The 24,785-nt window shown below is 62.5% G+C and carries 18 protein-coding genes; 13 read left to right on the top strand and 5 right to left on the bottom strand.

What is annotated here, in order from left to right:
- Positions 1-280: 280 nt before the first annotated feature.
- Positions 281-1,771 (top strand): amidohydrolase family protein, encoded by a 1,491-nt coding sequence (locus VGD45_RS30890; protein WP_331159265.1) that lies wholly within the window; start codon positions 281-283, stop codon positions 1,769-1,771.
- Between the two features lie 120 nt (positions 1,772-1,891).
- Positions 1,892-3,652 carry a redoxin domain-containing protein gene (locus tag VGD45_RS30885; protein WP_331159264.1) on the top strand — a complete coding sequence of 587 codons (1,761 nt, stop codon included), beginning with the start codon at positions 1,892-1,894 and terminating at the stop codon, positions 3,650-3,652.
- A gap of 74 nt (positions 3,653-3,726) precedes the next feature.
- Here the strand turns inward: VGD45_RS30885 and VGD45_RS30880 are convergent, their stop codons facing one another.
- The 3 genes from VGD45_RS30880 to VGD45_RS30870 form a co-directional block, all read right to left on the bottom strand.
- Positions 3,727-4,131 carry a response regulator gene (locus tag VGD45_RS30880; RefSeq protein ID WP_331159263.1) on the bottom strand — a complete coding sequence of 135 codons (405 nt, stop codon included), beginning with the start codon at positions 4,129-4,131 and terminating at the stop codon, positions 3,727-3,729.
- Between the two features lie 137 nt (positions 4,132-4,268).
- Positions 4,269-5,759, bottom strand: a complete 1,491-nt coding sequence (locus VGD45_RS30875) for a CehA/McbA family metallohydrolase (RefSeq protein WP_331159262.1) — start codon at positions 5,757-5,759, stop codon at positions 4,269-4,271.
- Positions 5,760-5,835: 76 nt separating this feature from the next.
- Positions 5,836-8,316, bottom strand: a complete 2,481-nt coding sequence (locus VGD45_RS30870) for a TonB-dependent receptor (protein WP_331159261.1) — start codon at positions 8,314-8,316, stop codon at positions 5,836-5,838.
- Between the two features lie 260 nt (positions 8,317-8,576).
- Between VGD45_RS30870 and VGD45_RS30865 the strand changes: the two genes are divergently transcribed.
- Positions 8,577-9,125 (top strand): superoxide dismutase family protein, encoded by a 549-nt coding sequence (locus VGD45_RS30865; RefSeq protein WP_331159260.1) that lies wholly within the window; start codon positions 8,577-8,579, stop codon positions 9,123-9,125.
- A 6-nt stretch (positions 9,126-9,131) separates the two neighbouring features.
- On the opposite strand, the gene VGD45_RS30860 is transcribed toward VGD45_RS30865, so the two are convergent.
- Entirely contained in the window at positions 9,132-10,892 is a 1,761-nt protein-coding gene (locus tag VGD45_RS30860) for an ArnT family glycosyltransferase (RefSeq protein ID WP_331159259.1), read from the bottom strand.
- A 150-nt stretch (positions 10,893-11,042) separates the two neighbouring features.
- Here VGD45_RS30860 and VGD45_RS30855 point away from each other — a divergent pair, with 150 nt between their 5' ends.
- The 6 genes from VGD45_RS30855 (at position 11,043) to VGD45_RS30830 (ending at position 19,173) form a co-directional block, all read left to right on the top strand.
- Positions 11,043-12,740, top strand: coding sequence for a phosphoethanolamine--lipid A transferase (locus VGD45_RS30855; RefSeq protein WP_331159258.1), 1,698 nt, complete (start codon positions 11,043-11,045; stop codon positions 12,738-12,740).
- 83 nt (positions 12,741-12,823) lie between these two features.
- The gene (locus tag VGD45_RS30850; RefSeq protein WP_331159257.1) at positions 12,824-13,405 is read left to right on the top strand and encodes an RNA polymerase sigma factor; all 582 of its coding nucleotides are present in this window, start codon (positions 12,824-12,826) and stop codon (positions 13,403-13,405) included.
- Between the two features lie 4 nt (positions 13,406-13,409).
- On the top strand, positions 13,410-14,441 hold the full coding sequence (locus VGD45_RS30845; RefSeq protein WP_331159256.1) for a FecR family protein: 1,032 nt from the start codon (positions 13,410-13,412) through the stop codon (positions 14,439-14,441).
- Positions 14,442-14,495: 54 nt separating this feature from the next.
- The gene (locus VGD45_RS30840) at positions 14,496-16,166 is read left to right on the top strand and encodes a hypothetical protein (RefSeq protein WP_331159255.1); all 1,671 of its coding nucleotides are present in this window, start codon (positions 14,496-14,498) and stop codon (positions 16,164-16,166) included.
- A gap of 3 nt (positions 16,167-16,169) precedes the next feature.
- Positions 16,170-16,964, top strand: a complete 795-nt coding sequence (locus VGD45_RS30835) for a phosphatase PAP2 family protein (RefSeq protein WP_331159254.1) — start codon at positions 16,170-16,172, stop codon at positions 16,962-16,964.
- Positions 16,879-19,173, top strand: coding sequence for a TonB-dependent receptor plug domain-containing protein (locus tag VGD45_RS30830; RefSeq protein ID WP_331159253.1), 2,295 nt, complete (start codon positions 16,879-16,881; stop codon positions 19,171-19,173). Before VGD45_RS30835 ends, VGD45_RS30830 begins: the two co-directional genes overlap by 86 nt.
- 407 nt (positions 19,174-19,580) lie before the next feature.
- On the opposite strand, the gene VGD45_RS30825 is transcribed toward VGD45_RS30830, so the two are convergent.
- The gene (locus VGD45_RS30825; RefSeq protein ID WP_331159252.1) at positions 19,581-20,732 is read right to left on the bottom strand and encodes a fumarylacetoacetate hydrolase family protein; all 1,152 of its coding nucleotides are present in this window, start codon (positions 20,730-20,732) and stop codon (positions 19,581-19,583) included.
- Between the two features lie 72 nt (positions 20,733-20,804).
- Between VGD45_RS30825 and VGD45_RS30820 the strand changes: the two genes are divergently transcribed.
- The 4 genes from VGD45_RS30820 to VGD45_RS30805 are packed head-to-tail and all read left to right on the top strand — an operon-like array spanning position 20,805 to position 24,780.
- Positions 20,805-21,830, top strand: coding sequence for an aldo/keto reductase (locus VGD45_RS30820; RefSeq protein WP_331159251.1), 1,026 nt, complete (start codon positions 20,805-20,807; stop codon positions 21,828-21,830).
- Positions 21,827-22,957 carry an FMN-dependent L-lactate dehydrogenase LldD gene (gene lldD / locus VGD45_RS30815; protein ID WP_331159250.1) on the top strand — a complete coding sequence of 377 codons (1,131 nt, stop codon included), beginning with the start codon at positions 21,827-21,829 and terminating at the stop codon, positions 22,955-22,957. The genes VGD45_RS30820 and lldD overlap by 4 nt, the downstream gene beginning before the upstream one ends.
- Before the next feature lie 49 nt (positions 22,958-23,006).
- On the top strand, positions 23,007-23,978 hold the full coding sequence (locus VGD45_RS30810; protein WP_331159249.1) for a D-glycerate dehydrogenase: 972 nt from the start codon (positions 23,007-23,009) through the stop codon (positions 23,976-23,978).
- Positions 23,968-24,780 (top strand): hypothetical protein, encoded by an 813-nt coding sequence (locus VGD45_RS30805; RefSeq protein ID WP_331159248.1) that lies wholly within the window; start codon positions 23,968-23,970, stop codon positions 24,778-24,780. Before VGD45_RS30810 ends, VGD45_RS30805 begins: the two co-directional genes overlap by 11 nt.
- Positions 24,781-24,785: the final 5 nt, after the last annotated feature.

Raw genomic sequence — 24,785 nt, 5'->3', positions numbered from 1 at the left:
ATATCCACTCGGGGGCGAGACCCTGCCTGCCGCGCGGGCGCGACCAGGCGAAACTAGCTGCTTTTGTGTCACGAAACTCCAGCCGGCGACATGGGGAGGCACTAGTCTAATACTCAGACAAAATGTCATCAATTGCCCCGGGCGACAAGCCTGAATTTGCCGCATCGGCCGGAGGGATCGCACAGGTCGCCAGCTTGCCCGGTCCGCTGCATTTCGCCCGCCGGATCACGCACAATTTGTCGCCTCGGCGGCTCGCCGTTAACCCGTCACGGAGTCCCAAGTGAAAGGAAGTCGAAGGTCGGTCGCCGCGTCCCTCTCGGTCGCGCTGCTGTGGTTAGCCCCTGCCCCCGCGGCCGAGCTGGTCATCGAGCAAGTGACGGTCGTATCGCCCCAGCACGCCAAACCTCAACTCAAACAGAATGTGCTGGTCCGCGACGGGCGGATCGTCAGCGTCGGTCCCAAGGCGGTCAGCGCCGCGACGGGCGCCGTCCGCATCGACGGTCGCGGCAAGTTTTTGACGCCCGGCCTCATGGACTCGCATGTCCATGTCGGCGATGTGCCGGGTTTACCGATGGACTCGAACGACCCCGCGTTGAGCGCGATGGTCGAGGCGTACACGCGCCAGCAGCCGCGCAGCTACCTCTATTACGGTGTCACTCAGGTGCTGAACCTCGCCAGCGCGCCCGAGCAAGCCGCTGCTTTCGAGGCGCAGCCTCAGCACCCGGATTTGCTCAGCTGTGGAACAGCGGTCGTGCTCGACGGCTACCCCGCCGTGTTCATCGATGCCGCCGTTCGTCATCAAATCATCCCGAATTACATCTACGAGCCTGCGAACGCCGCGACGCATCCCCTGCCCAAAGGCGCGAACGCCGCTCAACACACGCCCGAAGTCGTCGTCGATCAGATCGTGGCCAGCGGCGCTCCTTGCGTGAAGATTTTCATCGAGAACGGGTTCGGCGACGCCACCGGCTGGCCCATCATGAGCAAGGAGACCCTGCAGCGCGTGCGGGCTGCCACTCGCAAACGTGGCTTGATCCTCGTTGCGCACGCGAACGCTCTCGACATGCAGCGCATCGCTGCCGAAGCTCAGGTCGATGTGATCGCGCACGGCTTGTGGAACTGGAACGAATACGACAAGGAACAGGGCGTGCCGCCCGCGATTGCCACGCACCTGCGCGACATCCATGCGAAGAAAATAGGCTATCAACCGACCATGCGAGTGTTGCCCGCGCTCGCCGATCTGTTTCGTGAAGACACTCTGAGAGATCCCGCGTACGCCAAGGTCGTGCCGGCGTCGTTGCTCAAATGGTATGCAACGCCGGCGGGACAATGGTTCAAAGAGCAGATGCGCAAAGACATGGGCAACCCGCCGGACATGAAGGCCATGCACAACTTCATGGTGGTGGGTTCGCGTGGCATGCGCGCGGCAAAATATTTGCACGACCTCGGCCACCCGCTGCTGCTGGGTAGTGACACGCCGTCCGCGCCGACCTTCGGCAATCAGCCAGGCTATGACACGTATCGTGAGATGCGCATGATGGCGCAGTCCGGCATTCCTCTGCCCGCGATCTTCCAGGCCGCCACCATCAACAACGCACGCCAGTTCGGCTTGGACAAAGATTACGGCACGGTCGAAGCCGGCAAGATCGCGAACCTGTTGCTGCTCACCGAAAACCCGTTGGAAACGATGCGCGCCTGGACCAGCATCGACCGGATCGTCCTGCGCGGCGCCGTCATCAAGCGCGAAACGTTGGCGGCGCCACACGAGTAGTTCCGCCTGATGGCATGACCGAGATTCGTTACACGAGTGCAAAGATTCTTAACGTTCGTTAGTGGCTTTTGAGCCCGGCCCGGATGGAGACTAGGGAACTGGTCATTTGGGGGTGAAAGAATGAGCATGAAGCACGGATCCAAGCTGCTCGGTATCGCCACTGCCCTGGCGCTCACATCCAGTCAGGTATTGGCGCTGAGCCCTGGCGACACGGTCGATAACTTCCGCCTGCTCGACCATACGGGCGCCTCGCGCGAGTTGTATTACCTCTCGGACATGAAAGCCGTGGTCCTGATGGCTCAGGGCAACGGTTGCGAAGCGGTCCGCAAATCGGTTCCCGAGCTCCAGGCGCTGCGTGACAAATATCGCGCTCAGGGCGTGGAGCTGTTGATGATCAACTCCAACCTCGCGGACTCGCGCCCCGCCATCGAAAAGGAAGCGAAGGCGCAGAACATCGACCTGCCCATCCTGCTCGATGAAACTCAGATCATCGGCGAGTCGCTCGGCCTGAAGCGGAACGGCGAGCTGCTGGTCATCAACACCAAGGGCTGGAAAGTTGCATATCGCGGCCCGCTCTCCGCCGGCGGTACGCCGCACGCCGCCAACGCGCTCGACTCTGTGATCAACGCGACGCCCGTGAAGACGGCGCAGGTCGACGCACCGAAAGCCAAAGGCTGCGATCTGAAGTTCCCCGAGCTCGATCGCAAGCAGGCGCACGCGAAGATCTCCTACGAGAAGACCATCGCGCCCATGCTCATCGACAACTGCGTCACCTGCCATCGTCAGGGCGGCATCGGCCCCTGGCAGATGACCAGCTACGACATGATCAAGGGCTTCAGCCCGATGATTCGCGAAGTGGTGCGTACCGAACGCATGCCGCCATGGCATGCGGATCCGCACTACAACGTGTTCTCGAACGATCGCTCGCTGAGCAAGGACGAGATCAAGACATTGGTGCATTGGATCGAGGCCGGCTCGCCGCGCGGCGCTGGCAGCGATCCGCTCGCGACGCTCAAGAAACAATGGCCGGAGTGGGCGCTGGGCGAACCCGATCTGATCGTCGAGATTCCTGCCTTCGACGTGCCGGCGACGGGTGTGATTCCGTATCAAATGCCGATGGTCGATAACCCGCTGGATCACGATGTTTGGGTTCGCGCCGTGGACTTCCAACCCGGTGACCGCACCGTGCTCCATCACATCATCGCGACCATGGGCACGACCGCCGAAAGCGTTCGCGACGGCGGCAGCCTCGGCGGCTATGTGCCAGGCGCGGGCCCCATGGTGATGCCGGACAACACCGGCGTGCTGATCAACAAGGACGCGAAGTTCTTCTTCCAGATGCACTACACCGTGAGCGGCAAACCCGCTCGCGACGTGAGCCGCATGGGACTGTACTTCCGCAAGGACGCTCCGCAGTACCAGATGCGCAGCGCCGTGCTGCTCAATCCGAAGCTGAAGATCCCGGCGAACACCAAGGCGCACACCGAGTCCGCGTCGAAAACTTTCGAGCACGATGTCATCGTGTACAACTTGCTGCCGCATTCGCACTTCCGCGGCAAGGCGTCGAACTTCGTGGCGACTTATCCGGACGGCCGCCAGGAAGTGCTGCTGTCGGTGCCGAACTACGACTTCAACTGGCAGACCACCTATGAGTTGAAGACGCCGAAACTGCTGCCGGCGGGCACCAAGGTGACTCACAGCACCACTTGGGACAACTCGACTCAGAACAAGGCGAACCCCGATCCGAGCCGCGTCGTGCCGTGGGGTCAGCAGACCTGGGACGAGATGCTATATGGCGTGGTCCGCTATCGCTATGTGAATGAGAGCGACGCGCCCGTGCCGACGCCGAAGGCCAAGGTGTCGCAGGTGTCGAGGGACTGACCTTTCCATGCTTGATCCATTTTTTCGTCACCTGGATATGCCCCGCCGCCTGCGGCGGCGGGGCTGGGAAGATTTTAATGGAATAACTGCAGCGCGCGCGGCAGCGACGATGCAGGAACCGGTTTGCCGTCGAGGATCGCCGAGATCACTTCGATGCTCGGCGGCAGATCGGCCGGGTTGTACGGTTTGCCGATGAGCCCCATCGCAAGATCGCTATGATCGAAAGCAGAAGGATGCTGGGCGCTCACGAACACGGTCGGGACATGCAACTCGCGCAAGCGTTTGGCGAGCTCGACGCCGTCACCGGCGTGCATCAAGTCGATATCGATCAAAGCGAGCGTCGGGTGGCCCGTGCGGGCGAGCTCCAATCCTTCTTCGAGCGTCGCGGCCGGCCCCAAGGTTTTGTGTCCCGCGTGCTCCAGCTCGGCTACCGTGCTCAGCGCGCAAATCGGTTCGTCCTCGACTACCAGGATCAACATCTTCGTTTCGTGTGTCGCATCTCCTGAAAATGCCAACGTCGCAGAAACGCGAATCGTTCCTGCGCTTCAATCGAACAGCAGCCGCGATTCGTCAGGGAATCAATCACATATCCGCCGCGACTAAGCGAAAGCCACAGTCACTTGACGTAAATCGGGTTGCCGATGAGCGCCAGCTTGCCCTCGCCGTCGCGCACGTCGATGCGGATCCAGTGACGCTTGCCGTCGGATGTTTCTTTGAATGACCACGAGTGCGTCGCGGCCGGCACGTCCGTGCGTTGAGTGACTGCACCGTCGCGAATGACTTCGATCGTGCCGTTGATCAGCTGCTCGACGCGCACCGTGAAGGTCGCGGTCTGCTTCGCTGGAAACGACAGCTCGCCACCCATGCTCACAGTTACCTGTTTGTGGGTCGCTGTCAGATTGAGCTTACGATCTCGCGTTCCCGCAGTGTCGACGAACACGTTGCCGGAGCGAATGCCTTCGACGATGCCATCGATGCTCAGCTCGCGTGCGTAGACCACGGTAGTCGGCACGCCCATTCGCCCCGGCGGCGGAAAGACATTCTTGGAGGTGATGTCGTGTGTGTCGCTACCGCCGATGGCGGTCAGGCGATGCCCCTTCTGCAGTTGCTCGTGCCAGAACGGAATGCCTGCTGTCTGGCTTTCCACGTCATAGCCGTTGACGACTTCCACCGCCTGCAAGAGCGACATGTCCGCTGCGGGATTCGGCGACCATCCACAGCCCATGCAGGCTTCACCGGTGGGCACGCGTGGATGATTGATCGACACCAGCGCGCCCTTCGCCTGGGCCTGCCGCAGCAGCGAGTTCCAGTCGGGCACTTGCGTGCTGCTGACGCGGAAATCGACGGGCTCGCGTAAGTTGAATGCGTTGGCGTGTCCCTGGAAGGTGGTCATCTCCATTCCGGGGATCAACAGCGTCTTGTCGAAGTACGGCTGCAGCGCGGTCAGTTCTTTTACATGCGAGCTCGTGTTGTGCTCGGTCACGGCCACGAAGTCGAGACCACGGTCGGCGGCGGCATCCAGCGTTAGAAACAACGGACACGGCACACGCTTCTCGCCGCTCTTGCTCGAACAACTGCCATCGCTGTGGGCGCTGTGCATGTGCAGGTCACCGCGATACCAGCCCGCCTCCGCTCGCAAGGGCGCTTCTGGCGTCGGCATTCCATTGGCGTCGTCGCGTTGGAAATAAACTTGGGCAGTGAACTCTGAAGTCTGGCCCTTGCGGATGTTCGGCACGCCGAGCAGCAGCTGCCAGCGTCCCGGCGTCACCGGGCTCGCCAGATAGGACGGCGTGGCGTCGCTGCTGGACAAGATGAACGACCGCTTGTTTCCACCGCTCCAACCACGGAACTCCGCATCGAAAGTTTCACCAGGACCGAGCAGACCGACGTCGATCGTCGTCCGCGCCTCGCGGCCGGTGTAGTCGAAGCGGACCTCTATCGCTTTGACGCCCTCGGGCACGTCGAAAGGAAGCAGACGATAAGTGCGGAACGCCGTGTCCGGGATGGCGTCGCGAAGGATCACATCCGGCGCTCGCTCGGCCGCATATGTATGCGCCGCGACGCCGGCGCAGAGAAGAAGCAATGCAGGAAGCAATCCGAATCTCATGAGCGCCTCAACGTTGGCCCCTGAAATGAGAAAGGCGGCGCGCAAGCGCCGCCCTCACCATCTGCTTGCGACAGTATTAGAAGTCCCACTGCAGCGAGAACGTGAAGTTCCTGCCGTAGATCGGCCGGGCGATGAAGAACGGCGAGTTCGCTTCGCCGCTGATGAACGTACCTGCGCGCGGGTTACCCTCAGTGAGGCCGACTTCGTTCAGCAGGTTCTCGCCACGCACGTAAACGGTCATGCGCTCCATCGGCGTCCAGCGCAGATTCGCGCTGACCACGTCGTACGACGGCAGCTCGAACAGATTGGCCACGTCGGCATAGCGATCGCCGAAGTACTGGTAATCCAGCTCGAGCCTCACTGCGTCGTGCAGTTTGATCGCCGGCGTCACTCGGAAGCTCACTTCCGGAATGCGCAGCAGCCGGTTGCCCGTGAAGTCGAACGTCACCAGATTGCCGTTGACCACCTGGCTCTGTACGAAGTCGCCGAACTCGGCATTCTGCCAGGTCGCACTGAAGCCAATGTCCAGCCACTCCGTCGCATTCACCGCGCCTTCCAGCTCGACGCCCGTCGTCTCCGTATCGGTGATGACGTTGAACTCGTCATAGTTGCCGGTCGTCTGGTTGTAACGACGATCGCCGAAGCGATAGCTGTCGTAGTTGGTCTGGAACAGCGTTGCGTACAACGACCAGCGATCCGACTGATACTTGTAGCCGGCCTCGATGAAATCCATCTCTCGGCTCACCGGGATCGCGAAGGCATTAGTGATGTAGTCGCCGACGCTCGGCAAACGGAACGTCGAGGTGTAGCGCGCGAATACGCCCATGTTGTCGAGGAACTGCCAGTTCACGCCGGCCGTCCACCCGAAATCGTCGTAGTCGGTATCGAAGCGGTCGTACACACCGGTGCCCGTCAGCACTCGGTCGTCGGCGGCATTCGGCAGCACACCGAGATTGCGCTCCGCGGATTTCTCGACGCTGCCCTCGACGTCCACCTGCTCGTAACGTCCGCCCAGGTCGATGCGCCACTGGTCGTTGATACTCCATTCATCGGAGAAGTAGAGCGCCTTGGTGAACGACTCACCCTCGCCGTTCGCGAATTCCGAGCCATAACGGATAATGCCGTTGTCGGTCAGCGTCGCCAGCGGATTGCCCGCCGCGTCGACCGCCACGAGATTGAGCAGACGCGCATTGTCGCGCACGTCGATGATCGAATTCGCCGAGTAGCGATCGAATTCTTCGTCCACCTGGGCCAGATACAGGCCGAGCGCGAAATCGTGCTGCTGACCGCCGATCTCGAACTTGCGCATCACACGCAGGTCGTTGAGCAGTTCTTCCAGCGGCACGCTCACCTGACGCAGCGAGCCGTCACTGGTCAGGCCGTTGCCGTTCTGATTCGCGACGTTGAACACTTCGTTCGGCGAATTCACATAGCGAAGCTGCACGTCGGTCGCGCCCGGAATCGAGGAGAGGCTGGCGCGCGCAGCCGCGATTCGCGCCGCGGCGGTGATCGGAGTGTTCGGGAACAAACCTTGACGAGAGATATCCGACTCGCGATAGCGCGTGCCGTTGCGCAGCTGCCATTCGCCCGGCAGCTCGTATTCGAACTTCAACGTGTATTGGGTCAGCTCGACGTCCGTGCCGTGATCGACATCGAGCGGGAACGTGCCATTCGCGTTTCGCAAAGTCACGCGACGGGTGTCCGGACCGGACAACGTGCCATCGTGCTCGTCCACGCCCGGCACGCCGACGATGTCACCATCGCTATCGTAGGTCAGCGGCAAGCCCGTGTAGAAAATGACCTGGTCGTCGATGCGCTTGACGTTGAAATCCACCGAGCCGCCCTCGAAGGAGCGCCCGAGCGCGAAGCGGAGCTGGCCACCCTTGTTGGCGGTGTAGCCAGCGTCGCGGATGCCATCGTCTTCGCGATAGAAACCGCCGAAGCCGAGGCGCCACTCGCCCACCGGCAAGTTGTACCAGCCGTCGACGCGACGCAGGCCGTAGTCGCTGCTCTGAACCTTGATGTCGCCGCCCGCGGTGTCGCTCGGCTTGCGAGTGATGAAGTTGACGACGCCGCCCGGCGCGTTCGATGAAAACATCGAGGCCGGACCGCCGCGCACCACTTCGATGCGATCGATGGTGTCGTCCATGCGGAACGATTGATCGGCGTTCAACCAGCCGAGGCCCGGATCGTGCTGCACGGGCAGGCCATCTTCTTCCATGCCGACGGCGGAGAAACCTTCTTCCGGAATGCCGCGCGCGCGAATGTTCGCACTCGCTTCGCCACCCGAAGACTCGACCCAGAAGCCCGGCACCGAACCCAGCGCATCGGCGACGCCGAGCGGCGAATCCATGCGCAGCGACTCGCCGCCGATGGTGGTGACGGCATAGCTCACTTCCACTTTGCGGATTTCTTCGACGCCGGCGCGGCCGGTGACGACGATCTCCTCGATATCGGTCTCGGGCGCAGCCGAATCCTGGGCGTGCGCGAAACCGGCGAAGAACAGCGGCAACGCGAGAGCGAGCCGATAACGAATGGCGTGACGAAGCTGAGACATAGGCGAACCGTGGCGTCCTGTTTATTGGTCGCAAGAGGGCGAGCTCTGGCGATTTTTGGGCTGCGGAATAACGGGCCGGCATGCTCGTTGGAGCGCATTAAGACTCGATGACAGCCAAGTGACTCGCGCGTGACAATCCGGAACGCAGGCAACCGGTCGTGGATTTAGCAGCCGTCGCTCCACGGAGGTCGCTCATGAAATATGTCAGCCTTGTAGCAATTGCTGTGTTGGTGGCTGCCTGTGGTCGAAAGGAGGACGCCATGCCGACCGCCGACACGCCACCGCCGGCCGGTGACAGCCCAACAGTTGCAACGACCACCGAGCCGGAGACCACATCCAGCGCCGAAGCGACTGCTGGAGCCGCCGTGCAGCTCTCGCCGACTCAGGGACACAAGGCGAATGGCGGCCTGAAGATCGATGCAGCGGGCACGGGCGTAAAAATTTCCGGAATGGTTCAGGGCCTGACCCCGGACAGCGAATTCGGTTTTCATTTCCACGAGAAGGGCGATTGCAGCGCGCCGGACGCGACCAGCGCGGGCGCGCACTTCAATCCGGGCAATCAGCAGCACGGCAATCCGCAAGCTCAGCCGCATCACGCCGGCGACATGCTGAATGTGAAGTCGGATGCACAGGGCGTGGCTGAGGTGAGTATCGACAACGCCGACGTGTCGCTGCAGACCGGACAGCCCAACGACATTCTCGGCAAGGCGCTGGTACTGCACGCCAAGCCCGACGATTACAAGACGCAACCCTCGGGCGACTCAGGCGACCGCATCGCCTGCGGCGTGGTGGCGGTTCAAACGAATTGATCGAAATCAGCTGGCCCGGGCGGGCCGCGCGCTCACGGAGCCCGGCGGCCCGTAGTGATACACCGCCGCCTCCTTGCCGCGCGCCACACAGTCCGGGCTGGGCTTGCCACGCACGATGTACCACTGAAAGCGATTCGCCATGCCCACTGATTTACTCGTGGTGCCGGCGAAGCAGCGTTGCCGCATCTCCTCGTTGACCACCAGCTGACGATTGTCCGAGCCGCTCAGCCATAGCGCAGCGTCGGCTGCTTCCTGATCCACCTCTCGCCAGCGCGCATGCCCGAAGTGCACGATGGGCCGATGCACGTTCAGTAGATATTGTTCCTTGAAGCCGACGAAGCCGAGCTCGGCGCCTGGATCGTCGATCTGCTCGACGCGAGCGATGAACGCAGCCCCCGAACGAGCCGAGTTCATCGCCGGGTTCACCCAGTAACTCACAGTGAGCAAAGCAGTCACGAGCAATCCAGCATACGCGACAGGTCCGCGCCCCGGCCTGGCGATCGCGCAGATCAGCGCGCCCACGCCCCCGATGAGCAACAGGGGACCGAGCACGTCGATCTCGTAGTTGGTCAGCAGCTTCACTCGCTGCTCGGGCTGGATCAAAACAAATACTGCGGCGAGCAAACAAATCGTCGCCACCAGCGCGGCGAGGATGAACATGGCCCGCTGCACCGAACGACGTTGCATCAACTCGAGCAAATAAGGTCCGCTCGCGAGCGCCAGCGCCGGCAGCGCGGGCAAAACATACACGCCGCGCTTGCCGCTGCTGAAACTGAAGAACAACACGACCAGCACGACCCACGACAGCAACAATCCAATGCGCAGATCACGCGCCTGCCAGGCCTTGCGCCAATGAGGCACCAGCCACGGCAGCAGCAATGTGAGGGGTAACCACAAGACCGGAATGACTTCGACGATGAAATACCAGAACGGCTCGCGGTGATGCCACGCATCGGTGTATCGGCCGACGGTCTGTCGAAACAGGATCTCGTCGCGATAGGCAGCCAGGGTCGGATCTGCGTTCGCCGCTAACAGCATGGGCACGAGCCACGTGCTCACCGCCAGCAGAAAGGCCACGGGACCGATGAGCCAACCGCCGGCGCTCGCCGCCTGCATCCGTGGCGACCAGTTCGACCCGCGCAACACGACAAAAGGAATGAGGATCAACAGAGGCAGGAAGCCCACGCCTTTGGTGATCACACCGAAGCCCGCGGCCGCCCAACCCACCGCGTACCAACCCCAGGCCGGTCCAAGTAATAAGTGACGAACCAGGCCATACAAGCTGAGCACGACCCAGAACAGCAGCGTCGCATCGATCTGCGCCTGCCGCGCTTGCCAGACGAATTGCACAGTCAGTAACAATCCGAGCGCGGCCGCGAGCCCGGTCTCGCGATTCCACAAGCGCCGGCCGAGGTCGTAGATCAACAGCAGACAAGCGAGGCCGCTCAACAAGGACGGCAACAGGAAGGCGATCCGCAGCGAGCCGGTCACGAGCAGCGACAAGCCCATCATCCAGAAGAACAACGGTGGCTTGTCGCCATACACGTCGCCGCCCACTCGCGGCAGCAGCCACTCGCCGGAAGCAACCATGTCACGGACGATCAGCGCGAAGCGCGGTTCGTCGGCCGGCCAGGGATCGCGCAAGCCGATGCCAGTGGCAATGAGCACCAGCGCCAGGCCCAACAACCAGAACAGATCGAGTCGCAAATCGTGCGCACTATGACTGCCGCTACGAAACAACCTTTGCGTCCAACTCGCCTGCGTCATTCGTCTTGCCTCGTCGATGCGGCGATTATGCCTGACAGCCGCGAAATCGCCCCTGAATTGCTGTGAGACGACACGCGTCCATAAATCAATCGCGCCTCGCGCAAAATTTCATTCGATTGCTGGCGACGACCGGAGCCGTCCAACCGGGCGATGCACACACAACATGTTTTTGCTCCGGCGCTGCCACTGTACGCACGCTTGCGCGAGCGCTGGGCCACCGGAATTGTCTGCTCGTCGGACGTCACGTTCGCATTCGGCGTCTCGTTCATCTGGCTGCTCCTCTACAACGTCCGTTTCTGGGAACTGTCGGCGGACGCGATGTGGCATGCCGGCGTCGGTTCGTTCCTGTTCATGGTCTCGTTGTTCGTAGTGGCCTGGACCGTGCTGGCGTTGTTGTTACTCCTCCTGCCGGGCCGGTGGCTGATACGCGCTGGCGCCAGCCTGCTGTTCGTGATCGCAGCGCTCGGTGCGTATTTCTGCAGCGAGTATGGCGCCATCATGAATCAGGAGATGATGCGCAACGTGCTACAGACCGATCGAGCCGAGGTCACGGCCCTGATGAGCCCCGACCTGTGGCTACATCTCGTGTTGCTGGGATGCGTTCCCGCGATCCTCGTGTGGCGCGTCCAGCTGCCGCGAACGACCTGGCGCGCTCAGCTTGGCCGGCGCGCGCTGGCGATCGTCGTCGCATTGGCGCTGGCGGTGGCCGGAATGTTCGCCAACTCGGCCGACTACGCCACATTCTTTCGCGCTCACAAGCCGATCAGATACACGCTCAATCCGGTCGCGCAGGTGGTCAGCATGATCGGTATGGTCGCTGACAGTCGGGACAGCCGTGCGGATCAACCGTTAGCAGATCCGGCTGGCAAGGTAGAACGCACAGCGGCTCCCGCGGCGAAACCGCTGGTGTTGTTCCTCGTCATCGGCGAGACGGCCCGCGCCGCCAACTTTCAACTGGGCGGCTACGCGCGCGAAACGAATCCCGAGCTTTCCAAAATCTCCGGTCTGACCTACTTTTCGAACGTCACCTCTTGCGGCACCTCGACGGCGATCTCCGTACCCTGCCTCTTTTCTCACCTGCCCCGTGCCGATTTCAAAGTGGACGAGGCGGAGCGCTACACCAATCTGCTCGACTCGCTGGTGCGAGCGGGCTTCGACGTGCAATGGCGCGATAACAACTCTGGCTGCAAAGGCGTTTGCGCCAGGGTAACCAGCATCGATTACAACCAGTCGCGCGACCCTCGGTATTGCCAGGGCTCGAACTGTTACGACGAAGTGATGCTGGCGGATCTGCCGGAGGTCCTGAGCCGCATCCAGCGCGACACGGTATTCGTGTTTCATCAGAAAGGCAGCCACGGCCCGGCGTATTCGGAGCGCTACCCGGCGGATCGTGAGCGGTTCAAGCCGGCGTGCCGCTCGAACCAGCTCCAGCATTGCAGCCAGCAGGAAATCGCCAATGCTTATGACAACACCATCGCCTACACCGATCATGTGCTGGCCCGGCAGATCGGCCTGCTTCGCGACCAGGCCTTCAGGCTCGACAGCTTGCTGATTTATGTCTCCGATCATGGCGAGTCGCTGGGCGAAAACGGCATCTTCCTACACGGCATGCCGTACGCCTTTGCCCCAGCCGTGCAGAAAGATGTGCCAATGATGATGTGGACCTCCGAAGGCTACTTGCGGCGCTCGCAGGTCCAGCCCGATTGCCTGGGCGCCGCGGCCAAGCTGCCGATCAGCCACGATTTTTTCTACCACACCGTGCTGGGGGCAGCCGAAGTGCGCAACCAGGTTTATGATCGCGGCCTGGATCTGACGGCCGGCTGTCGACATGGCGGCAGTCATGAGTAAGCCGCGATTGATTTGTCGACGTCCGACGTCTTACCTGGCAAGTGACTCCCGAGCAAAGCACCGACAGCGCCCTGATCGCCGCCATGTTGAAGGGCGACGAGGCCGCTTTTCGCCGCTTTTTCGAGACCTACTTCCCGCGCGTCTACCGTTTTGCCCTGCCCCGGCTGAGCAACGACGCGGAGGCCTGTAAGGAAGTGGTGCAAGCGACGCTGATCAAGGCGATGCGCGGCCTGGCCGGATTTCGCGGCGAGTCGGCGCTTTTCAGCTGGTTGTGCCAGATCTGTCGCCGGCAGATCGTGGATTATCTGCGCGCCCACCAGCGGCATCATCAGAATGTAGTGCTGATCGACGACACTCCGGGACTTCGGGAAGCGCTGGAAGCCATTGCCGGGCCCGCCGCCGACGAGCCCATGCAAGGCTACGGCACGGCGGAGACCCGCCGGCTGGTGCAGACCGTGCTCGACCGCCTGCCCGCGCGCTATGGCGACGTGCTGGAATGGAAATATATCGAAGGACGGAGCGTCGAGGAGATCGGCGCCCTGCTCGGGGTCGGGCACACGGCGGCGCAATCGCTGCTGGCGCGCGCGCGGACGGCGTTTCGCGAAGCTGTTGAGACAGTATTCGGATCGACTGCGAGCGATGTGCTCGCCGGTATGAGACAGTAGCGCCATGACGACGGTACGTAACGAACCCGAGTCTCACGACGCCAGCATCGAAGAGCTGCTGCGCGCCGTCGGCGCGCGCGACGAGCCTTCGTCCGAGGCGACGCGCGACGTCATGTCCGCAGTTCACGCCGAGTGGCGCGATATCGTGCAACAGCGCCGTCGTCAGCAGCGCGTCGTTGCCTGGCGCTATGCTGCCGGTGTGGCGCTCGCCGTATTGGTGTCCACTTTCTCGTATCGATACTTGACGCCGGAGGCGGCGCAGGTTGCCAGCGTCGCTAACGGACGTTTGATGGCAAGCACCGACAACACCGATCCGACCGTTCGCGCGATCGGGGAATTCATTCGTGTCGGCGACATCGTGCAAACCGATGCGCAGTCACGCGCTGCCGTTTCGTTTCCTGATGGGCTGTCGTTGCGGCTCGATCGCGATACTCGCGTGACGGTCGACGCGGCCGATCGCATCACTCTCGCTTCCGGCGCTGTTTATATCGACGCACCTTCGGACGGCGCCAAGGGAAGCGACGCGCTCACCGTGAACACGCACGCGGGCTCGGTGCAGCACGTCGGCACTCAATATGAAGTGCGGACTCAAAATGACGCCATGCTCGTCAGCGTTCGCGAAGGCCGCGTGCTGGTCACGAGCCCAACGAGCTCCGACACAGGCGAAGCCGGACAGGTGTTGCGCTTGAATACGGATGGGCAACTCACCCGTAGCATACTGGCGGCCACCGATCCGTACTGGCAGTGGACCTTGCAGGCCGCGCCCACTTTCGACATCGACAATCAACCGCTCGCCGCCTTCCTGCAATGGATCGCGCGAGAGACCGGCCGCCATCTCGTATACGCCACACCGGATGCCGAAGCTGCGGCAGCCAGCGTCAAATTGCGCGGTTCCATCCAGGGTCTCGACGCGGACGCGGCTCTCGCCGCCGTGCTGTCAACAACGCAATTCCGTCGCTATCGAACAGACGCGACCGAGATCGGCATCGAGCTCGCGCCGATTGATTCGAGCACCCCATCGCGTCCAACTCGCTGAGCGCCAGCTGGCAAGCGAATCATCGCCGCCCGGTCCGGCGGCGAGGGGGGTTCGATGACATGCTTCGCTCGAATTGCTGCTGCGACTACAGCTGCCTCGATACTGATCATCCCTCCTCTCGCGCGCAGCGCCGACACGATGCTTGCGCTGGCGCCCGGAAGAATCACTGTCGAGCAAGCGCAGGTGCCGACGGATGCGGAGCTAGAGCAACGTGGCGCGCGCATCGGTCGCATCGACATCCGGGTCGATGAAGTATTCGAGGACACACTCTCGTTGTCTGGACCGTATCGCGTCGTCAATGGACTGCATATTTCGACGCACGATGAAACCGTACGCCAGCAACTATTGTTTCGTAGCGGCGAGCCGTTTCATCGGCGCGTGCTCGATGAAACAGAACGGCTGCTGCGCGGCCGTCGTTATCTCAACGAAGCGTCTGTGACTCCGGTCAGTTACAACGACGACAACACCGTCGACGTGCTGGTGCGCGTGCACGATGTTTGGACGTTGAGCCCGGGTTTCTCATTCGGCCGCAAGGGCGGCGAGAACAGCACGCGCATGAAGTTCGAGGACACCAACTTCCTCGGCCTCGGCAAACAAATCTCGCTGGCGCGCACCGGCGACGTGGATCGCACGGCATGGCAACTTGCATACGTCGATCCACATTTGTTTGGTAGCTGGTGGACACTATCGACGGCCTACTCTTCGATGAGCGATGGATCGGAGCAGGCGCTCGCATTGTCGCGGCCGTTCTACGCGCTGGATTCGCACTGGAGCGCGAACCTGGGCGCGTCGGACGAAGACAGCGCGATCTCGCGTTATTCGCTCGGCAAGCGAATCGAGCGATTCGACATGCACGAGCGGCAGTTCGATGTCGGTGGCGGCCTTTCCTCCGGGCTGCACGATGGCTGGACGGTGCGCTATCTCGCCGGCTTCCGCTATGACGCGCGTTCGTTCGCGACTCGACAGGACGAGCTCGAGGTGAGCATTCCGGACGACCGCACGCTCGCCTATCCGTGGGTGGGCATCGAGTTCATCGAAGACAACTACCTGAGCACGCGCAACCTGGATCAGATCGGCCGGACCGAGGATCTTTATCTCGGCCGCAGCGCCCGGCTCGAAGCCGGCTTCGCCAGCACCGCCTTCGGCTCGACCCGCGACGCATTCATTCTCAACGGTTCGCTGCAGGCCGGCGCCGATCTGGATCGCGAACGCTATCTCATCCATTCGTTGGGATGGCGCGGCCGCCTCGAAGATGGCGAGCTGACCGACGCCGTGCTGGACGCGAACAGTCGATTCTATTTGCGTCAGTCCGAACGCAGCGTGTTCTTCGCATCCGTGACCGCGTCGCTCACATCGCAGCTCGATCCCGAAAAACAGCTGCTACTCGGCGGCGACAACGGGCTGCGTGGATATCCGCTGAGATATCAAGCCGGCGACGCCAACGCGCTGCTCACGCTCGAAGAACGTTTCTACAGCTCATGGCAGCCGCTGCACCTGTTCAACGTCGGCGCGGCGGTGTTCTTCGACGCCGGCCGGGCGTGGGGTCAGGACGAGCATGCCGCCGCTCCGGAAGGTTGGCTCAAAGATGTCGGCTTGGGCCTGCGGCTGGGCAGCGCCCGCTCCGGCCTGGGCAATGTCTTGCACATTGATCTGGCCATGCCGCTGGATCGCACCGCCGACGTGGATTCCCTGCAACTGCTGATCGAAACCCGCAAATCTTTCTGAAGCATGTCGAACGCAATGTTTTACTGGCGTCATCTGCGGACGCCATTGACGGTCTTTATTCTCATCGCTGCCCTGCTTGCCAGCACGACCTACGATCTCACTGTCGCGCACGCACTGTTCTTCGATGAAGCCAGCGCTCGCTGGGTCGGCGCGGGCAGCTGGTGGGCCAATGAGCTGATTCATCGCGACGGCGCCTGGCTGATGCGTGGTATCGCCGTGCTGTCGCTGCTGCTTTGGGCGGTGTCCTGGCAGCAACCGCAACTGCAGGACTGGCGCAGACCGGCGCTGTTTTTCTTTGTCTCGATCGCGCTGTCGGTGGGCCTGGTCGGGTTGCTGAAAACACTGACCAACGTGGACTGTCCGCGCGACCTGACGGAGTTCGGCGGCCCGTTCCCGTTCATTCATCTGTTCGAACATCGCCCCGAAGTTTTGCGGCACGCACGTTGCTTTCCTGCCGCACACGCCAGCTCCGGTTATGCGCTGCTGGCTTTATACTTCGTGCTGCGCGAACGCAGTCGTCGGGCCGCGCGCCTCGGCCTGGCAGCGGGCCTTGGAATGGGTCTGATGTTCGGCATCGCTCAGCAGGCGCGGGGCGCCCACTTCGTCTCGCACGACGTGTGGAGCGCGATGATCGTATGGACGGTCTCGCTGTCGCTGTACACTTTTGTTTTCCAGGCCCGCCTGTGGAAGCCCGCAACTCGATGGGAATGCAATGAAGCCAGCGCTCCGGCGCCTCGTCTGTCTGTCGACGGGAATGCTGATCTGCCATGCCGCGCTGGCGCAGCTGCAGGACCGTAGCGTCGGCGACGTGCTCAATGGATTGCGGGCCGAAGGTCTGATCTTCATCTACAACGACCAGATCGTCCCGGCGAGCCTGCGGGTCGAGACCGAACCGAGTGCGCATCACGGGGTGGCGCTCGCCGAAGAAATCCTGGCCGCGCATGGCCTGGCGTTGCATGAAGCCGCCCCACGTGTGTTCGCGGTCGTTCGCAATTCGAACGGCCCGCCTCCGCGCCGAGCTCCGGCTGCACCGAAGGCGGAGCCGGACGAGTTGGAAGAGGTCGTCGTTCAGACCAGTCGCTACACGCTGGCCGCGGAGAACATCGCGCCCAAAAATTTCCTGACTCAGGACGAAGTGCAGGCCATGCCGCGTCTCGCGGACGAAACATTGCGAGCAGTGCAGCGGCTGCCGGGCGCGGCGACCAATGGCGTGTCGAGCATCAGCTCCATCCGCGGCGGCGAGCCGAATGAAACCGCCATCATTCTGAACGGCCTGCGGCTGTACGAGCCGTTTCACCTGAAGAACTTCTACAGCCCGATCAGCCTGCTCGATTCGCGCCTGATCGACAGCATCGAGTTTTATTCCGGCGGCTTTCCGGCTCCGTATGGCGATCGCATGAGCGCCATCATCAACGCCCACACCATCAATCCCGGCCAGCGTTATTACGAAGTCGGCGTCAGCCTGTTTCACGTGAACGCACTGGCGGCAACCACGTTCGACGATGAGCGCGGCCAGGCGCTGATCTCGGCAAGGCGTGGCAATCTCGGCGACCTGGCGCAATTCGCCGAGCAGGATTTCGGCAAGCCGGACTACGCCGACGGCTTTGCGCGCGCGGAATATGCGTTGACCGACGCCACTCGCGTGTCCTTCGACGCGCTTGCCTCCGGCGATCAGATCGTCGCTCATCGTGACCGGAACACTCAGTTGGCGCGCGCCAGGTATCGCAACGCGTACGGCTGGCTCACGCTGGATCACGAGTGGTCGCCGGACGCGTCGAGTCGGGTCATCGGATCGTTCACCGATCTGGTGAACGAGCGCCACGGCTCCGTGGCAGAGCCAGGCCAGCGCAGCGGACGAGTCCGGGATCTCAGAACGTTTCATATCGCCGGGCTGCGATTGGAGAACGACCTGGACTTCGGCGGCGTGAGTCATCGCTTCGGCGGCGAAGTGCGACAACTCTGGGGCGATTACGACTATGCGCTCGATCTCACCGTCTCACCCGGATTCCCCTTTCCCGGCTCTCCGGGCTCGGTGACCACGCGAAGCGCGTCGCCCTCGCCGGAGGGTTTCGAGAACTCCGCCTACTGGGATATGCGGACTACATTCTGGAACAAGCTGACGCTCGAGGCCGGCATGCGCGTCGACGTACAGACGTATGACGGCAGCGACGACGGCGAACAATGGAGCCCGCGCACCAGCGTGCTCTACATGCTGTCGCCAGCGACCAAGCTGCGCGCGGGATGGGGACGTTTCTATCAGTCCCAGGGCATCAACGAGCTGCAAGTCGAGGACGGCATCTCGCAGTTCTATCCGGCGCAGCACGCGGATCACGCGATCATGAGTGTCGAGCACGCCTTCGACGGCTTCGACGTTCGCGTCGAGGCCTACCGCAAATACTATCGACGCATTCATCCCCGCTTCGAAAACATCCTCGATCCGCTGGTGTTGTTTCCTGAAGCAGAGTTCGATCGCGTGATGGTCGATGCCCGCAGCGCTCGCGCCGAGGGCGTCGAGGTGCTGATGCAGATGCGCCCCAAAGGGCCGTGGAGCGGCTGGCTCAGCTACACCTGGTCGCAGGTGACGGACCGTGTCGGCAACACCGACGTACCCCGCAGTTGGGATCAGCGACACGCAGTCAACCTCGGCGTGACCTGGGCCAGCGGCCCTTGGACCGCAACCCTCGTCAACAGCTATCACAGCGGCTGGCCCACCACCTCGCTCACCTTCGATCCACAAACCGGCACGCCGAGCATCGAGAGCTCCGCGCGCAATCGCAGCCGCTTCGGCGACTTCAATTCTCTGGACCTGCGACTGACGCGCACCTTCATCCTGCCCCGCGGCGCCCTCGACGTCTTCGTCGAACTCAGCAACGCGACGTCGCGTGAGAATCCGTGCTGCGTCGAATACGAAGTCCGCGAAAACGAGGACGGCTCGATCAGCTACGTTCGCGACGTAGACTCCTGGCTACCGATCGTGCCCTCCGCCGGCGTGCTGTGGAGATACTGATCGGCCCCGACGGCGCGCCGTGTTTCATCGGCCTCAGCGAGCGGCTTTCAGAGAAAAAACGTCGGTGGCTGGCGGATCCCTTCTGAAATCCTGATCGTTTCAAGTTACCACGGTCCTGGCTCTGCGCGGTCGGGGTGGGTGGGCGGACATTTGGCGGCCGCCGCCGCGCGCCGGTTTGCGACTCGGCGGCTGGTGAGGTAGGAAGGCTCAACTGACACCCGTGACGCCGAGTCCTCCGGCGCGCAAGGCTCGCCAATGATTTCGAGATGTCTTCAGCTCGAAATCATTGAAGCGCGGCCGCCCCATGTCCGCCCGCCCACCCCGACCGCGCAGAGCCAGGACCCCGGCCGAGTGCCACTCCGAAAACTCCGCAGAAAGGGGAGAGGACGCGTGGGTACAGGTCTTCTTCAGCTAACCAACAAGCCGCGTCCAGCGAGACTGCGCATCAAATCTGTCACACCGAACGTCCAAGCAGGCACCCTATCGCACGTCGTCACCTTATTAACGAGCGTTCCAAGCTTCTGCGACGTCACCCGCACCACATCACCAGCTTTGTGCGTAAACCCTCGCCCAGCAGCACCGCGATCCTGCGTAGGCGCGAACATCGTGCCGAGGAATAGGGCGAAGCCATCCGGGTAGTCGTGATAGCTGAGCGTCTGCCTCACCAACTCGAGCGGATCGCGACTGATCAGCGCCATCGAGCTCGCGCCCTGCAACTCGAACCCATCCTCACCAACCACCTGCAACGTGACGACCGCGTTGCGCACATCCTCGATACCGAACGTATCGTCGAACATCCGAATGAACGGCCCGACAGCACACGACCCGCTATTGTCCTTGGCCTTGCCGAGCAGCAGCGCGCTACGCCCTTCGATATCTCGCAGATTCACGTCGTTCCCGAGTGAGGCGCCGAGTGTTCGGCCGTGTCGGTCGCAGGCGAGCACGATTTCCGGCTCCGGATTGTTCCAATGCGAGTCCGGTCGAATGCCGATCCAGTCGCCCCAGCCCATCGACGACAGCACCGGCGACTTGGTGAACACCTCGGCATCCGGTCCGATCGCGACTTCCAGATATTGGGACCACAAGCCGTCGGCGATGAGCGCCGCCTTGAGTCGGGCCGCGGCATCGGTGCCGGGCTGCACTGAGCGAATATCCGTGCCCACGCGCTCGCTCAACGCAGAACGGATCGAGTGAGCCTGCTCGGCGCTCCCTCGCGCGCGCTCCTCGATCACTCGCTCGACCGCCGAGATGGCGAAGGTCACGCCGCACGCTTTGATACATTGCAGATCGAAAGGCGCGAGCAACCGAATCGCCGACGGAGACTCGTAGGCACGGACGAGAGGAAGCTCATCCAACGGCCCAAGGTCCTCGCCGGATGGAGCGACACCTTGCCACTGGCTCAACAGATCGGACACCGTCGGAGCATGACGGGACACATCGCGCACTCGTCCGCCGACGACCACGACAGGGGTCGGGCCGTCGGCCAGTTGCAGACGGCCGACCAGGGTCGCCGTGCGCCAATCAGCGGGAAGGTCGGGAAGCAAGGTCGGTGCGCTCATGATCCAGGTTCGCTCGGGACAAAAGAACTGATATATTATAAAGAAGATCTGATATACGACTGACAAAACCTCATGGCGGCCCGCGTTCAAGACCGAATCAGCCCGATGGGCTTTGGCGGGGGCGCCCTCGGCAACCTGTATCGCGCCATCCCGGATGACGTGGCTTTCGCGACGGTGCAGGCCGCTCTGGCCGAGGGCGTTCTCTATATAGATACGGCTCCTCATTACGGCTTCGGCCTCAGCGAAAAACGCCTGGGCGCCGCGCTGGCAGAGCTGGATCCGCAACGAAGAGTGGTCATCTCCACCAAAGTGGGCCGGCGTTTGGATCCGCGCCCCGATGCGGATTTGACTCAGGTCCGGCAGGGTTTCGTATCCCCCGAACCATTCGAAAGCGTTTACGACTACAGCTACGACGCGGTCATGCGCTCCTATGAACAGAGCCGCGCGCGCCTGCGCCGGGATATCGATGTGCTCTACGTGCACGACATCGGTCGTTACGCGCATGGCGATCGGCATCCGCAATTGTTTGCGCAATTCATGGACGGCGGCTATCGAGCCCTGCGCGAGCTGCGTGATGGCGGTGCGGTCGGCGCCATCGGGCTCGGCGTGAACGAGTGGCAGGTGTGCGAAGAAGCGTTGGCTCATGGCGACTTCGACATGATGCTGCTCGCCGGCCGTTACACTCTGCTGGAGCAGAGTGCGCTCCAGACCTTCTTGCCTCTGTGCGAGCGACGAAAGGTCTCGATCGTGATCGGAGGCCCGTACAATTCCGGAATTCTTGCCCACGACGGGCGGAATGGAACGCGAAGGAAAGGTCCTTTGATGTATGAGTACCAGCCGGCGCCGCCGGACATCGTTGCGCGAGTGACGGCCATCGAAGCCGTTTGCGACCGTCATGGCGTGCCGCTCGCGGCGGCGGCGCTGCAGTTCCCGCTGGCGCATCCGCAAGTCGTCTCGGTGATTCCGGGCATGCGCAATCCAGACGAGGTGCGCGGTGCGAAGGAGTGGTTGGCGCTGCCGATTCCCGCGGCCTTCTGGGCCGAGTTGCGTACACAAGGACTGGTTCGCCCCGACGCTCCGCTGCCGGTGACTGCATGATTCTCGCTTCGTCCAAGGATTTCCGCCGCGCCGCGCAGCGTCGTCTGCCGCGCTTTCTGTTCGACTACATCGATGGCGGCGCTTACGACGAGCGCACCATGCACAACAACGTCAGCGATCTCACCGAGATCGCGCTCAAGCAGCGCGTGCTGCGCGATGTTTCCAAGATCGATCTGAGCACGACCCTGTTCGGCCGCAAGCTGTCCATGCCAGTGGCGCTCGGGCCGATCGGCATTTCCGGCATGTGTGCGCGCCGAGGCGAGGCTCAGGCCGCGTTGGCGGCTTGCAACGCCGGCATTCCCTTCACGCTATCGACCGTCTCGATCTGCTCGATCGAAGAAGTGGCCAAAGGCTGTCCAGCGCCGATCTGGTTCCAGTTGTATGTGATCCGCGACCGCGGCTTCATGCGTGACATGTTGGCGCGAGCCAAGGCGGTTGGCGCGCAGGCCCTGGTGTTCACGGTCGACATGCCCATTCCTGGCGCGCGCTATCGTGATGCGCATTCCGGCATGTCTGGTCGCTTTGCGCCGGTGCGCCGAGTGTTGCAGGCCATGGGCAAGCCAGGCTGGTCTTGGGACGTGGGCTTGCACGGTCGGCCGCATTCGCTCGGCAATCTAGCCTCCGTGCTCGGCAAAAAGAGCGGCTTGGGCGACTACATGGGCTGGTTGGGTGCGAACTTCGATCCGTCGATTCGCTGGGAAGATCTCGATTGGCTGCGACAAGCGTGGGATGGGCCGCTGATCATCAAAGGCATTCTCGATCCGGATGACGCGAAATCGGCCGCGCAGCTCGGCGCAGACGGCATCGTTGTTTCCAATCACGGCGGTCGTCAGCTCGACGGCGTTCTCTCATCGGCGCGGGCGTTGCCGGCGATTGCCGATGCAGTGAAGGGCAAGCTCACGATTCTCGCGGACTCGGGTGTCAGATCCGGCCTCGACGCGGTACGTTTGCTGGCGCTCGGCGCCGAAGGCGTGTTGTTGGGTCGTGCCTGGGCGTTTGCGCTCGCCGCGAACGGCGGCGCGGGCGTCAGCCAGATGCTGGATATTTTTGCCAAGGAAATGCGCGTGGCGATGGCGCTAACCAGCGTATGCAACGTGAGGGAGATCGATCGGTCGATCCTCGCCTAAATGCTCATAAAGTCGACAGGGCCGAAGGCCCAGTCGACAAGGAACAACTATGTCCCGTCCAAGCCTGCTCATCACACGTCGATTGCCCGCTGCGGTGCTGGAGCGATTGCGCGCCAGCTATGAAGTGACCGTGAATCCCGACGATCGACCGCTCGGTCGGGAAGCGTTGTTGATGGCGCTGCGAAGTTATGACGCTTTGTCTCCGACCATCACTGACAAGCTGGACGCGGGGCTGTTGGCCAGCCCCGGATTGAAGACCCGCATCATTGCCAACTTCGGCGCGGGCTTCGAGCACATCGATATCGTCGCGGCCAAGAGCGCCAATTTGGTTGTGACCAATACGCCGGATGCGCTGACGGAGGCCACGGCGGAGCTCTCCATCCTATTGATACTGATGGCGAGCCGGCGCGCGGGCGAGGGCGAGCGCCTGTTACGCATGGGCAAATGGACGGGGTGGGCGCCGACGCAGTTGCTCGGCATGGATGTGAAAGGAAAGACCTTGGGCCTGATCGGTTTCGGCCGCATTGCCAAGGAAACTGCGCGCCGTGCGCGGGCCGCGCTCGGCATGCGCATCGCATATCACTCACGCAGCCGCGCCAGCGCGGAGGAAGAGAGCGCGCTGGCAGCCGAGCATCATCCGACGCTGGAAAGTTTGTTGGCCGCATCCGATGTCGTGTCGTTACATTGCCCAGGTGGCGCGGCCACGCGTCACTTGATCAACGCGCAATCTCTGTCCCGCATGAAATCGTCGGCGATTCTCATCAACACGGCGCGCGGCAGTGTCGTGGACGAAGAGGCGTTGGCGAATGCGCTCGCGCACCGACAGATTGCGGCGGCTGGCCTCGACGTGTACGAGCGCGAGCCCGCCGTATCGCCCGCGCTGATGGAGCTCGAAAACGTAGTCCTGCTGCCGCACCTGGGGAGCGCAACGCTGGAAGCGCGTACTGCCATGGGCATGCAAATGGCCGATAATCTGGACAGCTTTTTCGCCGGCCGAACGCCCCCAAACCGTGTCGCCTGAAACATTGTCCGCCGCGACGTTGATCGAGCGCGCCATCCAGGCTCGCCTGCCGAGCCGTGGCCGACGGCCGCTGGTTGTCGGCATCTGCGGCAGTCAGGGCAGCGGCAAGAGCACGGTCTGTAAGACGCTGACGGCGCATTTCACTCAGACCGGTCTCACCGTCGCGAATCTTTCTCTCGACGATTTGTATTTATCGCTCGCGGATCGAGTCACGCTCGCGCAGCACGTGCATCCACTGCTTCGTACGCGTGGTGTGCCGGGCACGCACGATACGAAGCTCGGCGTCCACACATTGAATGCTCTGGCTCACAGCGGGCGAGTGCTCCTGCCGCGCTTCGATAAAGCCATCGACGATCGTCGCCCGCAGGCAGATTGGGATTCGCTGCAGGGGCCGGCGCAGCTGGTGTTGTTCGAAGGATGGTGTGTCGGGGCTCGGCCGCAGGGACTTGAAGCGCTGGATCAGCCTGTCAACCAGCTCGAAGCCAATGAGGACGTCGATGGGCGCTGGCGCCGCTACGTCAACGATGCGCTGGGCGGCGAGTATCAACGCCTGTTTGCGAAGATCGATATGCTCGTGCTGCTCGCTGCGCCGTCGTTCGATGTCGTGCTCAAGTGGCGCACTCAACAAGAACACGAGCTGCGCGCGCAGACCGCCGGTGTGAGCTCAGGAGTGATGACGGATGCGGCGCTGGCGCGCTTCGTCCAGCATTACGAGCGGCTGACGCGGCATATCTTGATCGAGATGCCGGGGCGCGCCGATCTGGTGATTCGACTCGGCGCCGATCGTTCCGTTACAGCTTAAACAGC

This window comes from Steroidobacter sp., assembly GCF_036402275.1.
Taxonomy (GTDB): Bacteria; Pseudomonadota; Gammaproteobacteria; order Steroidobacterales; family Steroidobacteraceae; genus Steroidobacter.
The sequence above is the reverse complement of the archived record's forward strand: the minus strand, read 5'-3'. Positions and strand labels throughout refer to the sequence as shown.